The 13,499-nt window shown below is 39.3% G+C and carries 17 protein-coding genes; 2 read left to right on the plus strand and 15 right to left on the minus strand.

The window, feature by feature from the left end; translation table 11 throughout:
- Positions 1–7 precede the first annotated feature (7 nt).
- Both hisC and H8S17_RS08140 read right to left on the minus strand, forming a co-directional pair.
- Positions 8–1,069, minus strand: a complete 1,062-nt coding sequence (gene hisC, locus H8S17_RS08135) for a histidinol-phosphate transaminase (RefSeq protein ID WP_186866911.1) — start codon at positions 1,067–1,069, stop codon at positions 8–10.
- A 16-nt stretch (positions 1,070–1,085) separates the two neighbouring features.
- On the minus strand, positions 1,086–2,276 hold the full coding sequence (locus H8S17_RS08140) for a pyridoxal phosphate-dependent aminotransferase (protein WP_186866912.1): 1,191 nt from the start codon (positions 2,274–2,276) through the stop codon (positions 1,086–1,088).
- Positions 2,277–2,584: 308 nt separating this feature from the next.
- Here H8S17_RS08140 and H8S17_RS08145 point away from each other — a divergent pair, with 308 nt between their 5' ends.
- The gene (locus tag H8S17_RS08145) at positions 2,585–3,040 is read left to right on the plus strand and encodes a DUF2752 domain-containing protein (protein ID WP_186866913.1); all 456 of its coding nucleotides are present in this window, start codon (positions 2,585–2,587) and stop codon (positions 3,038–3,040) included.
- On the opposite strand, the gene H8S17_RS08150 is transcribed toward H8S17_RS08145, so the two are convergent.
- Entirely contained in the window at positions 3,037–3,411 is a 375-nt protein-coding gene (locus H8S17_RS08150; RefSeq protein WP_178051654.1) for a hypothetical protein, read from the minus strand. The two genes, H8S17_RS08145 and H8S17_RS08150, sit on opposite strands and share 4 nt — an antisense overlap.
- 220 nt (positions 3,412–3,631) lie before the next feature.
- Here H8S17_RS08150 and guaB point away from each other — a divergent pair, with 220 nt between their 5' ends.
- Positions 3,632–5,092 carry an IMP dehydrogenase gene (gene guaB / locus H8S17_RS08155; RefSeq protein ID WP_186866914.1) on the plus strand — a complete coding sequence of 487 codons (1,461 nt, stop codon included), beginning with the start codon at positions 3,632–3,634 and terminating at the stop codon, positions 5,090–5,092.
- 79 nt (positions 5,093–5,171) lie between these two features.
- Here the strand turns inward: guaB and H8S17_RS08160 are convergent, their stop codons facing one another.
- The 12 genes from H8S17_RS08160 to H8S17_RS08210 all read right to left on the minus strand — a co-directional run bounded on the left by H8S17_RS08160 (position 5,172) and on the right by H8S17_RS08210 (position 13,464).
- Positions 5,172–5,663 (minus strand): phosphatase PAP2 family protein, encoded by a 492-nt coding sequence (locus H8S17_RS08160; protein WP_186866915.1) that lies wholly within the window; start codon positions 5,661–5,663, stop codon positions 5,172–5,174.
- A gap of 115 nt (positions 5,664–5,778) precedes the next feature.
- Positions 5,779–6,135, minus strand: coding sequence for a hypothetical protein (locus tag H8S17_RS08165; RefSeq protein WP_186866916.1), 357 nt, complete (start codon positions 6,133–6,135; stop codon positions 5,779–5,781).
- A gap of 104 nt (positions 6,136–6,239) precedes the next feature.
- Positions 6,240–6,596 carry a stage V sporulation protein AE gene (gene spoVAE / locus H8S17_RS08170; protein WP_186866917.1) on the minus strand — a complete coding sequence of 119 codons (357 nt, stop codon included), beginning with the start codon at positions 6,594–6,596 and terminating at the stop codon, positions 6,240–6,242.
- Positions 6,596–7,633: a stage V sporulation protein AD gene (gene spoVAD / locus H8S17_RS08175; protein ID WP_186866918.1), complete on the minus strand. Its 1,038-nt coding sequence runs from the start codon at positions 7,631–7,633 to the stop codon at positions 6,596–6,598. The genes spoVAE and spoVAD overlap by 1 nt, the downstream gene beginning before the upstream one ends.
- Positions 7,634–7,717: 84 nt before the next feature.
- Complete coding sequence (locus H8S17_RS08180) at positions 7,718–9,733, minus strand: beta-galactosidase (RefSeq protein ID WP_186866919.1); 2,016 nt, start codon at positions 9,731–9,733, stop codon at positions 7,718–7,720.
- A 30-nt stretch (positions 9,734–9,763) separates the two neighbouring features.
- A complete protein-coding gene (locus tag H8S17_RS08185) occupies positions 9,764–10,186 on the minus strand; it encodes an EamA family transporter (RefSeq protein ID WP_186866920.1) in 423 nt (140 codons plus the stop codon).
- Between the two features lie 38 nt (positions 10,187–10,224).
- Positions 10,225–10,458 carry a hypothetical protein gene (locus tag H8S17_RS08190; protein WP_186866921.1) on the minus strand — a complete coding sequence of 78 codons (234 nt, stop codon included), beginning with the start codon at positions 10,456–10,458 and terminating at the stop codon, positions 10,225–10,227.
- Between the two features lie 4 nt (positions 10,459–10,462).
- Positions 10,463–10,738: a hypothetical protein gene (locus tag H8S17_RS08195; RefSeq protein ID WP_186866922.1), complete on the minus strand. Its 276-nt coding sequence runs from the start codon at positions 10,736–10,738 to the stop codon at positions 10,463–10,465.
- Between the two features lie 52 nt (positions 10,739–10,790).
- Positions 10,791–11,018, minus strand: a complete 228-nt coding sequence (locus tag H8S17_RS08200; RefSeq protein WP_186866923.1) for a hypothetical protein — start codon at positions 11,016–11,018, stop codon at positions 10,791–10,793.
- Positions 11,019–11,062: 44 nt separating this feature from the next.
- Positions 11,063–11,194 (minus strand): hypothetical protein, encoded by a 132-nt coding sequence (locus H8S17_RS16740; RefSeq protein ID WP_279287807.1) that lies wholly within the window; start codon positions 11,192–11,194, stop codon positions 11,063–11,065.
- Positions 11,195–11,222: 28 nt separating this feature from the next.
- The gene (locus H8S17_RS08205) at positions 11,223–12,170 is read right to left on the minus strand and encodes a hypothetical protein (protein ID WP_186866924.1); all 948 of its coding nucleotides are present in this window, start codon (positions 12,168–12,170) and stop codon (positions 11,223–11,225) included.
- A gap of 40 nt (positions 12,171–12,210) precedes the next feature.
- Entirely contained in the window at positions 12,211–13,464 is a 1,254-nt protein-coding gene (locus H8S17_RS08210; protein WP_186866925.1) for an ATP-binding protein, read from the minus strand.
- Between the last annotated feature and the right edge of the window lie 35 nt (positions 13,465–13,499).

A 13,499-nucleotide genomic window follows, 5' to 3' on the forward strand; every position in this document is an offset into this window, starting at 1 on the left:
TCTCCTATCATCTGGTGATATACTGTTTCAAAACGGCAAACAATTTTTCCATCTCATCCCTTGTACCAATCGTGATACGCAGATATTCTGAGATCCTCTCCGGTTTTTTGAAATGTCTGACATAAATATCTGCCTTTCGGAGCATCTCAAATAATTCCTCTGCCGGATAGTCTTTATGTCTGACAAATACAAAATTACTCATGGAATCTTCAAAGCAGAAGCCAAGAGCAGTAAACTGTTCTTTTGCCCACTCTCTGGTATCTATGATCTTCTGCGTACATGTCCTGAAATATTCCTTGTCGCAGATCGCTGCTACACCTGCTGCGATCGCTGTCTGGTTCATCGTATAAGAATTAAAAGAATATTTACAGTCATTGATATATCGGATAAGTTTCTCATTTCCAAGCAGATAACCGATACGCATACCTGCCATGGAACGGGACTTGCTAAAAGTCTGCGCAATCAACAGATTATCATACTTTTTCAGTAAAGGCAATGCAGAAACTCCTCCAAAATCAATATATGCTTCATCTACGATAATTATGACATCAGGATTTGCTTTTATGATATCTTCGATTTCATCTAACGGTTTTAACACACCTGTCGGTGCATTCGGATTTGGAAATACGATACCACCATTTTCTTTTTTGTAATCATCCGCACAGATCTTAAAATTTTCATCTAATGGCTGTACCTCATATGGTATCCGTAACAGATTTGCCCATACATCATAAAATGAATAGGTAATGTCTGGAAATAAGATCGGCTTATCGGAATTAAAACAGGTCAAAAACGCCATTGCCAGCACATCATCTGATCCTACGCCGACAAACACCTGACTGCTCTTTAGTCCATAAAATCCTGCGATTGCATCCACTAATTTTCCTGCTGTCGGATCAGGATAACGGCGGAGCAGATCCATATCCATATGCTGTAATGCTGCAACCACACCCGGTGCCGGTGGATATGGATTTTCATTTGTATTTAATTTGATAATGTCCTTTTTCTGCGGCTGTTCTCCTGGTACATACGGAACAACCTTACGAATGTTATTTTCCCATGCCTGCATATTTTTGTATTTCTCCTTATCCTAAGCCATACTCTTTTGCTAATTTTGCAAAAGCGTCCAATGAACGGACAACTTTTTCATTGGAAATGCAGTATGCCAGACGGACATAACCGCCACAGCCAAACGCACTTCCCTTTACTAAGATCAGATTATATTTCTTTGCTGTTTTTACAAATTCTTCTTCATTTGCTATCGGTGATCTCATCCAGAGATAAAATGCTCCCTGCGGTTTTACACAGGTAAATCCAAGTTTTGTCAGACCTTCGTATAATACTTTCCGGTTCTTGTCATAAAATGCAAGGTCTGTTTTTTCATGTACACAGCAGGCAACGGCTTTCTGCATCAGGGACGGTGCATTGACAAATCCAAGTGTCCTGTTTGCAACTTCGATGCCGGCTAACATGGTTTGTGCATCTGTTACTTCATCGGGTACGACTACATAACCGATCCGTTCTCCCGGTAAGGATAATGATTTACTAAAGGAATATCCAACGATCGTATTATGATAATATTTTGTCAGGAAATCTTCTTGTACTCCATCATAGACTAATTCACGATATGGTTCATCTGAGATCAGATAAATTTCTTTCTTCAGTTCTTTTTCTTTGCTATTTAAGATCTCTCCCATTTTCTGCATTGTTTCTTTGGAATAGATCACACCTGTCGGATTGTTCGGTGTATTGACGATCACGGCTTTTGTCTTTTCTGTGATCGCTGCCTCAAATGCTGCAAGATCCGGCTGGAATGTATCATAATCCGGTGCAACTGCGACGATCTTTGCATCAAAATTCGCTGCATAACTCTTATATTCACCAAAGAACGGAGCAAATACGATCACTTCATCTTCCGGATCTAAGATCGTTTTAAAAACAATATTTAAACCGCCCGCTGCTCCTACTGTCATAACGACATTGTTCCATGTGAAGTTTGTTGCAAACCTGCTGTTAAGATTTTCTGCGATGGCTGCTCTTACATCTTCATAGCCTGAATTTGACATATATCCGTTTAATGTTATCGGATCTTCCTTATCGATCAGCTCTTTGACTGCCCGGTTAAAAGATGCTGGCGGTGGTGTAGCCGGATTTCCAAGGCTGAAATCAAAAACATTTTCTGCACCGACTTTTTCTGCTAATTCTTTTCCTTCTACGAACATGGCACGGATAGCAGAACTGCCCGCTAATGCTGCCTGTATCTTTTTTGAAAGCATGTTATTCCTTCTTTCTCTATTATGTATGAACTTTAGCTGGCATAACTATGTGATACCTTTCATAGTTACACATTAACGTACTAACTTATAATGTACTATATTTGATTCCGCTTGTAAACTATAACTTCCATTGAATTTTCGTAGTGAATTTCCGCAGTTTTATCCACAGAAGCATCCTGATCCTTGTACTGTTATACCGCCTTATCAGTCTTTCAAAATTTGACAGACCAATGGCATTATCAGGATAAATATGATAAAGTAGACAACGTACTGAAAATAGATTTTTGTCTTTGCAGCAGGTGTAAAATATGAAAACAGATAAAAGAACACAGTTAGAACATCAGTTATATATCACAGGACTCTGCCTTCCATGTGTAGGAATTATCATATGGATCTTATGGCAGGATCTGCCGGATGTTATTGTACACAGACAGCAGCTGCCATGCATATTTCATGCAGTTACGGGACTGTATTGTCCCGGATGTGGTGGAACACGGGCAGCTGCGGCTTTTTTTAAAGGAAAATGGCTGCTGTCTTTTTGCTATCATCCGGTCGTCATCTATGGATGTTTTGTATATTTCTGGTATATGTTATCACATACGATAGAATGGGTATCCCAGCAGAACCTGCGAATAGGTATGCGTTATCGGGAGATTTACCTCTGGCTTGCATTAGTGATCGTAGTCATCAATGCAGCGGTCAAGAATATCGCCCTTGTGGCATATCATATAGATTTATTGAAATTATTAGATGGGATTTCCTAATAAGGAACTCCCATCATCTGATACAGTTCCTCGATACTGTCAACACCATAGAAATTTAAGGATTCCTGCATAAAACCGTCGAAACCGCCATAAGTTTTCAAAACATAGAGAAACAGTCCGATATACAGCAGGAGCGTAAAGGCAAGCCCAAGGCTGCTTAAAACAAGCCCGATCTTACCGGATGTATTCATTGTCAGGGAACCACCTTTTGATAAAAGGGCAAATATAATGCCTAACGAGGCACAGACAACAGCAAAATAAATACATCCGCAGGTTAAAAGAGCAAGCGTTCCTAAGATCAAAGAAGCAAGCGCCATGTTCTGGGAATGCGTATTCTGATAAGGTGTCTGCCCATCTGGTTGATAATCCATAAAGACCTCCTCATAATAAATAAAAGCACATGTCAGTTCAACAGATACCATCCGCAAAGCTGCATCTGCCGGCTGAACTGTTTTGAATGTATTTTACCATTTATGTTTATCAAATACAATATGGGAATTTCTTGACACTTTCTTTTTTTCTTGTTAAAATTGTTTAATTAAAGCACTTCAGTACTACTTAATAAGAAAAAAGAAAGCGAGGATTTCAAAAATGGGTACAATTATCGGCGAAGGAATTACTTTTGACGACGTGTTATTAGTTCCACAATATTCGGAAGTAACACCGAATATGATTGATCTGACCACCCATCTGACAAAAAAAATCAAATTAAATATTCCTATGATGAGTGCCAGCATGGATACCGTTACCGAACACAGAATGGCGATTGCCATGGCAAGACAGGGCGGTATTGGTATTATCCACAAAAATATGTCTATTGAGGCGCAGGCTGATGAGGTCGATAAGGTAAAACGTTCTGAAAACGGAGTTATTACAGACCCATTTTCACTAAATCCAGAACATACACTGCAGGATGCGGAGGATCTGATGCGTAAGTTCCGTATCTCCGGTGTTCCGATTGTAGAAAAAGGAAGCAAGAAATTAGTCGGCATCATTACCAACCGTGATCTGAAATTTGAAAAAGATTTCTCTAAAAAGATCAGTGAGTCCATGACTACAGAAGGACTGATCACTGCTCCGACAGGTATCTCTTTAGAAGATGCAAAAGAGATCCTTGCAAAAGCCAGAAAAGAAAAACTTCCTTTAGTAGATGAGAATTATAACTTAAAAGGACTGATCACGATCAAGGATATTGAAAAACAGATCAAATATCCATTATCTGCAAAAGATGATCAGGGACGTTTACTCTGTGGTGCAGGTGTCGGTATCACACACAATATGATGGAACGTGTAGATGCTTTAGTAAAAGCACATGTAGATGTGATCGTATTAGATTCCGCACATGGCCATTCTAAGAATATCATTGTTGCTTTAAAACAGGTCAAAGAAAAATATCCTGATCTTCAGGTGATTGCCGGAAATGTTGCAACTGCTGACGCTACAAGAGATCTGATCAAAGCCGGTGCAGATGCTGTCAAAGTTGGTATCGGACCGGGATCTATCTGTACAACACGTATCGTTGCCGGTATCGGTGTTCCACAGATGACTGCTGTTATGGATTGTTACGAAGCTGCCAAAGAATCTGGTATTCCGATCATTGCTGACGGCGGTATCAAATACTCCGGTGACATGACAAAGGCATTAGCCGGTGGTGCAAATGTATGTATGATGGGAAGTATCTTTGCAGGCTGTGATGAAGCACCGGGTACTTTTGAATTATATCAGGGAAGAAAATACAAAGTTTACCGTGGTATGGGATCTATCGCTGCCATGGAGAACGGAAGCAAAGACCGTTACTTCCAGGAAGATGCCAAGAAATTAGTTCCGGAAGGTGTAGAAGGACGTGTTGCTTACAAGGGCAGCGTTGAAGATACGATTTTCCAGTTAATCGGTGGTATCCGTTCCGGTATGGGTTACTGTGGATGTCCTACGATCACAGAACTTCACGACAGAGCAAAATTTGTAAAAATTACTGCTGCTTCTTTAAAAGAAAGTCATCCGCATGACATTCATATCACAAAAGAGGCTCCAAACTATTCGATTGATGAATAATCACTGTCTGGTACAGATAAAAAACAGAGAGTCAGTCACTTTTCATGGTGACTGGCTCTCTGTTTTTTTGGTAAAACTTCTATATAATGTAATACATCATCCCGCATAAAATCCCGGTCACTGCTCCTGCGACCACATCTTTTGGAAAATGTACCCCACCGACCACTCTGATATATGCCATTGCGATTCCCATGATTCCGATCACAATACCTATGGGCTTTGCTATGTAAAAAAATGTCATGCCTATGATAAAAATAGAAAATACATGGCGGCTCGGAAACGATCTTCCTTTTGTATCTTTTTCGATCAACGGCTCAATATCTAATAGTTCATATGGCCTTGGTGCCGTATAACATCTGCGGAATACAGATACTATTACAAAAGAAACCGCCGGAACCAAAATCGTCTGCATCAGTTTTTGGTTATTTCCTGTAAAAAGAAGATAACCTAACAGAATGGGATAGGCAAGAAAGACAATTCCTGTCATACATTTATCTGCTGTTATAATGATCTTTTTTCCTTTTGTATTGCGATATGGCGATGACCAATACTCATACTGTTGTTTTGTCATAAACGTTCTCCTGATTGATTAGATTTTATAATAAAAAAATTTCTTTCCATTAAATTTAAAAAGTAGTTACAGTCCACAGAATCTCCTGCGAACTGTAACTGAAACTTTCTGCTCCTTATTTTGCAGCTGCATTATTGTCATTTGCATTATCTGTAGTATTTGCTGTATTGCCATTGTTCTCTGTCATATCATCGACCGCATTTTCTACATCATTGCCAATGTCCTCTGCTCCGTCTAAAACTGCATCACCGGTATCTTCTACTGCATCTACGGCATCATCCACAACACCATTTCCGTTGCCTGTGTTATTTGTGCTGCCCGTATTGTCTGTTCTGTTATTATCTGCAGCTGATTCCGTATTCACGCTGTTCTGGTTATTATCTGTTCCATTATCATCTGTACCACACGCTGCCAGCCCTGACAGACATACACACATCATGCCGCACAGCAATAATTTTTTTGGCTTTAACATGGTAATTGTTCTCCTTTCCTGTCCGTATGAATATCCATACTTACCACTCCAAGGATAGTCTGTGCAACTTTTTATTTTTCTATGCAGAACGATCCAGATACCATTTATGATTTCATTTTTGGCTCAAAAATAAGACTTGCCAAATATCCAAATACCAGAGCTGCACAGATGCCTGCGGCACTTGCTTTAAAACCGCCCATAAACGCACCGAGAAGCCCTTCTTCTTCTACTGCTTCTTTGACACCTTTCCATAGGGTATTGCCAAAACCCAGCAGCGGTACGGACGCTCCAGCTCCAGCGTAATCGATCAAAGGCTGGTAAATCCCTACTGCTCCCAATACGGCACCGGTGCATACTAACAGCACCATGATCCTGCCCGGTAACATTTTTGTTTTTTCCATTAAGATCTGTGTCAGTGCACAGATCACACCGCCAACCCAGAAAGCATTGATATAATCCATTACTGCACCTCCTTATCCACATGCTCTAACACAACACCATGTGCGATTCCGGGCACATTCTGTCCTTCATTAAAGCTGACAGTCGATAATAATGCCCCTGTCGGTACAAATAAAATCCTCTTTAAACTTCCTTCTTCTAACATCGGCAGATAATGTGCACTTAATGTAACCGCCGCACAGCCGCAGCCGGAACCACCAGAACCGGTATCCTGTTCTTCTTTATCAAATATCAAAATCCCGCAGTCTTCATGCACCTTTGAAATATCGATCTTTTGTTTTTGCAATAAATTGATCAAAATCTCCTGTCCCACATATCCTAAATCCCCGGTCACGATCTTATCATAATCTTTCGGACTCCGCCCGAAATCTTCTAAATTCTGTGCGATCAGATCTGCCGCTGCCGGAGCCATGGCTGCACCCATATTCATAGAATCTTTGACTCCCATATCGACGATCTTACCGGTCGTGATGCCGGAAACTCTTACATTTCCCCTTTTGCCGGACAATAGAAAGGCTCCGCTCCCTGTGACTGTCCAGGTAGCTGATACCGGTCTTTGATTCGCATATTCCAAGGGATAGCGAAACTGTTTCTCTGCACTCGCAAAATGGCTCGAAGTAAGGGCTGCCACTGTTTTTGCATAGCCTGCCCCTACACACATAGATGCTAATGAAATGGATTCTCCTGCAGTAGAACATGCTCCATATAAGCCAAATAACGGGATCTCATAATCCATCAGTCCAAATGAAGTTGCGATATTCTGTCCTAACAGATCACCTGCAAATAAATATCTGACATTTTCCGGTTCTACATCTGCTTTTCCTAATGCTAATGCCAAGGCTTCTTTTTGTAATGTACTTTCTGCCATTTCCCAGTTGTCTTCACCAAATCTGTCATTATCGCAGATCATATCAAAAGCACCGCCTAACGGTCCTTCGCCTTCTTTTTTTCCTACAACAGATGCGGAAGAAATGATATATACATCTTTCGGAAAAGTGAGGCTCTGTTCTCCAATATAATAAGTATCTTTTCCCGACATGATAAAATTCTCCTGTTACTATTTTTTACAGATAGTATGCCGGTTTTTTTATAAATTATGCGAAACGGGCCAATAACAAAAATGTTATAAATTTTTCTTTAAAATCTGTACTTCATAAGGAGATATTCTGCCTGCTGTTTCTCCTTTTATCATGTGATATTCCGTATCTGGAAGTTCGTATTCCCTGCTCTCATTTGAATGATTCAATATAAACAGATACCTTGATGTTTCATTTTCCCTTGTCATAAATTCGACTTCTGTCACTTTATTTGCAAGGGCAGAGATCTCTGCCTGCTTACAGATATCCTCCATGAGTGCCTGCATCAGTTCTTCTTTCGGTTCTGTTCCTATATAATAGCAGATACCTTTTCCATAAGGATGTGCCGTCACACATGGCTCTCCTGCATAAAATTCACTTGCATAAGATGCCATCGTTTTCGTATGTTCAGAAACCAGCTGCATCAGATCACTCCAGACTACACCTTTGTATACCTGATCCTGATAATTGATCTCCACTTCTGTATCCCACAGGCAGTCATAATCTAAGACCTCGATACCTGCGATCTCACTAAGCCTTCCCGGAAGTTCACGGTCAGTCATACACAGATTATGTTCATCTTTCACACCTGTACGCATGGTTAAAACTAAATGTCCGCCATTTTTTACATAGGAAATATATTTTTCTTCTAATTCTGGATTCATCAGATACTGTAATGGTGCAACGAGCAGTCTGTATTTTGCGAAATCACCGCTCTCCTGCACAAAATCTACCGGAATATTCTGCTCATAAAATGCCTGATAGTATTTTTGTACCTGATGGATATAATTCAGGTCCTTATGATGCGGCTGTATCGTAAATGCATAGTCCTGATCAAATGAAAATACGATTCCGACCTCTGTTTTTGGCATACTTCCTTTGATTTCTTCCATGATTGGACTCATAGTCTGGATCATATCTTTTAATTCTGCATAACGCCTGCCCGGATTTCCGCTATGTGGCAGGATTCCATGCCAGTACTGCTCCGTTCCCATTGCACAGGTTCTCCACCGGAAAAATACAACTGCATCTGCCCCATGTGCAACTGACTGCAGTGCCCAAAGTGACAGTTGTCCCGGTGCCGGTGCCCTGCCCATGACTTCCCAGCCGGTAATGCCTGACTGCTGTTCCATGATCCAGAATGGCATATTTTTATAACTTCTGACAACATCTAACGTTGCCGCTAATACATGATTTTTTTCATGTGGTGTTTCCTCTAAATAAAATCCCTGCGGATACTGGTCATGCGCAACGAAATCTAAGATCTCACTGAGTTTATAATAATCCACTTTATCTGCAAATCCCATATAATTATGTGTTACAAACTGATCTTTGGCATATTTACGGATAATATCTGCCTGTTCTTTTGCAAAATCCACGATCAGATCTGAACAGAAACGTTTCCAGTCTAACATTGCAGACGGATTTTCTCCTGTCACTGTAATGCGTGGTGTATGAATTTCTGAAAAATTATTATATTCCTGACTCCAGAATGCCGTTCCCCATGCTGCGTTTAACTGGTCTGTCGTATGATATTTTTCACGCAGCCATGTCTGGAAACGGTTCTTACAGTGATCGCAGGTGCATAGATCCTGATGACTGTTTCCAAGCTCGTTATCCACCTGCCAGCCGATGATATTTTCATTCTCCCCATACTGTTTTGCTAAATTTGTGACCATCTTTCGGATATAGGAGCGATAGGTTGGATTCGACTGGCAGTCATGGTGTCTTCCGCCAAATCCGCGCACCCGTCCTTCTCTGTCGATTGGAAGGATATCGGGATGTTTTTGTATCATCCATGCCGGCGGTGCCGCACTTGGTGTACCGAGTATCGTTTTGATCCCATAGTCTGCCAGCAATGAAATTACATCATCTAACCATGTAAAATCATAGCGTCCTTCCTCCGGTTCTAATTTATGCCATGAAAATTCTGCCATACGGACAACCTGCATGCCCATGTCCTGCATCAGTTTTGCATCGGTTTCCCATCGTTCCCGTTCCCAATGCTCCGGATAATAATCTACTCCGAAATGGATGTTTTGTGCCTGTCTGGTTTTTGTCATCTGTTTTTCCTCCTTCTCATAGGTATGTACTTACCGGTTGATAAAATAAATTCCTGCTATACAAAGGATCACACCGACTACTTTACTTGGTGTAACTGCCTCATGGTAAAGAACCGCTCCTACAACAACAAGTGCTGCTGCTAAAAAAACACTCTGCACAGTAGATGCCGTACTAACTGCCCATCCTGCTTTATAAGCATATATAAATCCCACTTCAAGTCCTACCACCGATACCCCTAACATAATCGTGGCAAAATTTATTTTACGAAATTCTGTGATCAGGCTTTCTCCTTTAAACAATGTAAAAAATATAATTGCTGAACACAGCGCACCTACCAGATATGTGATCACCATGGATGCCATTGTATTCATATCCTTTGGAATTGATTTTGCACAGATCTGATATACAACATTTGAAAATACGATCAGTGCTATTGGCCAGATGTATTCCATTTTATTTCCTCCTGTCAGTATTTCTTACAGAATATTTTTTAAAAATTTATTTCGCAATTCCGGATATATCCACATTTACAGGTTATAGTTGTCCGTTCGCCTCCCGGTGTTGTATAAATCTCTGGATGTTCTTGACATTTTGGGCATATTACGCTTACCTTCCCGTATGTATACTGCTCTAGTCTGGCTTGATTTGCTAATTCAATTGATTCTTCTGTTATCTCAAAATACATTTCTTGCTCCGTCTGATTAACCATAAATTCTTCTTTCATCAATTCATCCACTTTTATTACACTGTTTTTTTTTTTTGAATTTTTCGACTTCTTCTTCCATCTTCTTCAACTGTTGAATCATTTCCTGTATCTGGTCAATAATCTCCATGAGCAGTTTACCGTTGATATTTTCTAGTCCGGCCATTTTGTAATACTGATTTAATTCCTCAAAATTTTTCTGCACATTCTGAATCTTCTTTTCTAATATCTTTCCAGTTTCATCTACATTTTGTAAAGTTATGTCTTCACTTAACTGTAGCTTTTTCTCCGTCAGTTGCATTTATTTTCCTCCTCAAGTTTCTATATCATGTTCTGAAGTGAACCAACCCCTTTTAACCTTTCTTCCATACCGTCTTAGAACCAAATCCTGCCTTTTTAAACAGCTTTTTGTATGCCTTATACCTGCTCTTTGGCACGGTTATCTTTGCCTTACTGCCGATCGAAGTAACCTTATAGGTCTTTCCACGGTATTTTACTGTTGCCGGAATGATCAAAATAATATTCGAAAGTATTGCTTTTAGTAGGTTTTCTGTTGCACGTTTAGTTATTCTCCACCACATCCTTCGGCTCAAGCTCAAACGCTGCAATATCCGTCATATACATATCATAAGAAATCCACCACATGATCCGCTGTTGTCATATCAGGTACATAGTAAGTCACACCATCGTAAGTCTTGTAGTCCATGTATTTGTCAGTTTTGATCTTATAAGCAGTTGTTACAGAACCATATTTCATGAATTTCTTAAATACCACATTTTATATATTACTTTTTACCAAATAGCTTATACCAAAAACTTGATTTTATCTTTGTATTTTCTTGCTCTAACATCTTGAATTTCATATCAAGATTAGATAACTTATTCTTATACGAGTTAATATCTCTGTCAAGCAGTTGTATACGTTCTCTTAGCCCTTTATTCTCATCAATAGCCTGTCCATATAACTTCTTAATCTGATACAGTTCAGCTAATACCTTTTCCTTTTCTCGCTTTTCATCCTCGTATAGCTTTGTACTAAAATATTTCCTAGATATAGAATCTACTAATAATTTGCCATAAATATACCCAGCATTTTCACCTTCTAATTTTTCCGTTATTTCGACAATCTGCTTTTCTTCATCTTCTGCATCACTAAAGTTTTCTCTTATTCGCCACTTGCTAACTGTAAATTCAAAACACGAAAGTCCTTTCTGCTTCATTTGACTTATCTTTCGACTATCTACCGGATGAGTATCATTGACTTCAATTGCAAGTTGACCTTCCCATTTTTCTACATAAATGGACGGTTCTGCTCTCTTGAAATGCACAAGTAAATCTACAATACGTTTACTTCCATCATCCATAATAACAGTTTCTTCCCGTAGTATTTCGTCAGGATATATAGTTAATGCTTCACCCTTCCATCTAATTTCAAGTCGCTTAATTCTAGAAATACATTCTTTAAAAAATTCATGTCTATAGGATTCTTCACTTCCTTCTCCTTTATGTGCAAAATCTGCATTATAATACCGAAAATAACTGTTCTGAACTATACCATTTTTTCCTGTTTGAAAAACCATCCTCACTTTATTTTCTGGTTTTTTACAGATACTATATATATTATCCTTGTATATTTCCCAAAGTTTTGGACGATTTTTTTTCCAATCCAAAGCATCCCAAATGGTAATTCTTTTATACTTTCCATCTATTAGCAAATCTGCTCTTCTCTTCAAAAATAGTCATCTCCTTATCCTGTCAGTATAATTTTCCATCCTAAAACTCCAGACTATCTGCATGGAGCAGAAAATATTTCATACCCATGAACACGAACCCTTCCTCATTTCTCCAAGGCTTTTTCGTTCCATTCACGATAACAATTTTCTTAAATGAATCCGGAATATTTCGGAATGAATTAAGTTCCTGCGTCTGCTTTTCCTCAGAGGTCATATCATAAGCCACTTGAATGTAATATCTCTGACTGCCCTGGTTCACTATAAAATCAACCTCTAACTGCTTATGAACCCTCTTCCCCTCACTATTTTTTGCAAATACATCCACAATACCAACATCCACATTGTAACCACGCACAAGCAGTTCATTATAAACAATGTTCTCCATAATATGCGTCGGTTCCTGCTGTCTGAAATTCAATCTGGCATTTCTAAGTCCAACATCCGAAAAATAGTATTTCAGATTTGCTCCTACATATTTTCTCCCCTTAATATCATACCGATTTGCTTTAGAAATCAAAAATGCCTCTGCCAAATAATCAATATGGTTAGATATCGTTTTGTTGCTATAATGGATTCCCTGTTCACTTTTAAAGGTATTTGATATTTTGGTCGGATTGGTAGGTGCTCCAATGGCAGACGCTAGTATATCTACTAAAGTTCCGATTTCATCAACATTTTGAATCCTGTTACGCTCTACTACATCCTTGATATAAACATTGGTAAAAATATTTTTAAGATACTCAGCCTTTTGGCGTTCCACAGAGAATTGTGCCACTTGTGGTAAACCACCGTATGTCATATATTCCTCCCATGCATCATCATAATCTCCATCAAAATCCGCATAGAACTCTGCAAAGGACAACGGATAAATTCTGATTTCATCTCCTCTGCCTCTAAATTCGGTTACAATATCGCTGGATAAAAACTTAGAATTACTGCCGGTTACATACACATCAACATTACTGATACGAAGTAAACTGTTCAGCACTTCCTCAAATCGTGGCATAAACTGTACTTCATCCAAAAGAAGATAATACTTCTGGTCATCTTTCATCCGCTCTTTAATATGCTGATAACACTTCTTTGGATCTCTCAGCTCCTCATTTTCGATGCCATCCAATGCAATCTCAATGATATGGTCATTATCTACACCACTCTCCAATAAGTATTTCTTAAACAACACAAATAACAGGAAGGATTTTCCGCATCTCCTGATTCCCGTGATAACCTTAATCATTCCGTTATCTTTTCTTATTTTTAACTGTTCAAGGTATGAATCTCTCTTAATCTCCATAATGAAGCTCCTTGTTTTTGTGCGTTGCACTGATT

Origin of the sequence: Roseburia zhanii, assembly GCF_014287635.1 — a bacterium.
Lineage (GTDB): Bacteria > Bacillota > Clostridia > Lachnospirales > Lachnospiraceae > Roseburia_B > Roseburia_B zhanii.

Coding starts and splice junctions, on each gene's coding strand:
- hisC (WP_186866911.1), bottom strand. CDS start 1,069: ATGCAGGCATGGGAAAATAACATTCGTAAGGTTGTTCCGTATGTACCA.
- H8S17_RS08140 (WP_186866912.1), bottom strand. CDS start 2,276: ATGCTTTCAAAAAAGATACAGGCAGCATTAGCGGGCAGTTCTGCTATC.
- H8S17_RS08145 (WP_186866913.1), top strand. CDS start 2,585: ATGAAAACAGATAAAAGAACACAGTTAGAACATCAGTTATATATCACA.
- H8S17_RS08150 (WP_178051654.1), bottom strand. CDS start 3,411: ATGGATTATCAACCAGATGGGCAGACACCTTATCAGAATACGCATTCC.
- guaB (WP_186866914.1), top strand. CDS start 3,632: ATGGGTACAATTATCGGCGAAGGAATTACTTTTGACGACGTGTTATTA.
- H8S17_RS08160 (WP_186866915.1), bottom strand. CDS start 5,663: ATGACAAAACAACAGTATGAGTATTGGTCATCGCCATATCGCAATACA.
- H8S17_RS08165 (WP_186866916.1), bottom strand. CDS start 6,135: ATGTTAAAGCCAAAAAAATTATTGCTGTGCGGCATGATGTGTGTATGT.
- spoVAE (WP_186866917.1), bottom strand. CDS start 6,596: ATGGATTATATCAATGCTTTCTGGGTTGGCGGTGTGATCTGTGCACTG.
- spoVAD (WP_186866918.1), bottom strand. CDS start 7,633: ATGTCGGGAAAAGATACTTATTATATTGGAGAACAGAGCCTCACTTTT.
- H8S17_RS08180 (WP_186866919.1), bottom strand. CDS start 9,733: ATGACAAAAACCAGACAGGCACAAAACATCCATTTCGGAGTAGATTAT.
- H8S17_RS08185 (WP_186866920.1), bottom strand. CDS start 10,186: ATGGAATACATCTGGCCAATAGCACTGATCGTATTTTCAAATGTTGTA.
- H8S17_RS08190 (WP_186866921.1), bottom strand. CDS start 10,458: ATGAAAGAAGAATTTATGGTTAATCAGACGGAGCAAGAAATGTATTTT.
- H8S17_RS08195 (WP_186866922.1), bottom strand. CDS start 10,738: ATGCAACTGACGGAGAAAAAGCTACAGTTAAGTGAAGACATAACTTTA.
- H8S17_RS08200 (WP_186866923.1), bottom strand. CDS start 11,018: ATGTGGTGGAGAATAACTAAACGTGCAACAGAAAACCTACTAAAAGCA.
- H8S17_RS16740 (WP_279287807.1), bottom strand. CDS start 11,194: ATGAAATATGGTTCTGTAACAACTGCTTATAAGATCAAAACTGACAAA.
- H8S17_RS08210 (WP_186866925.1), bottom strand. CDS start 13,464: ATGGAGATTAAGAGAGATTCATACCTTGAACAGTTAAAAATAAGAAAA.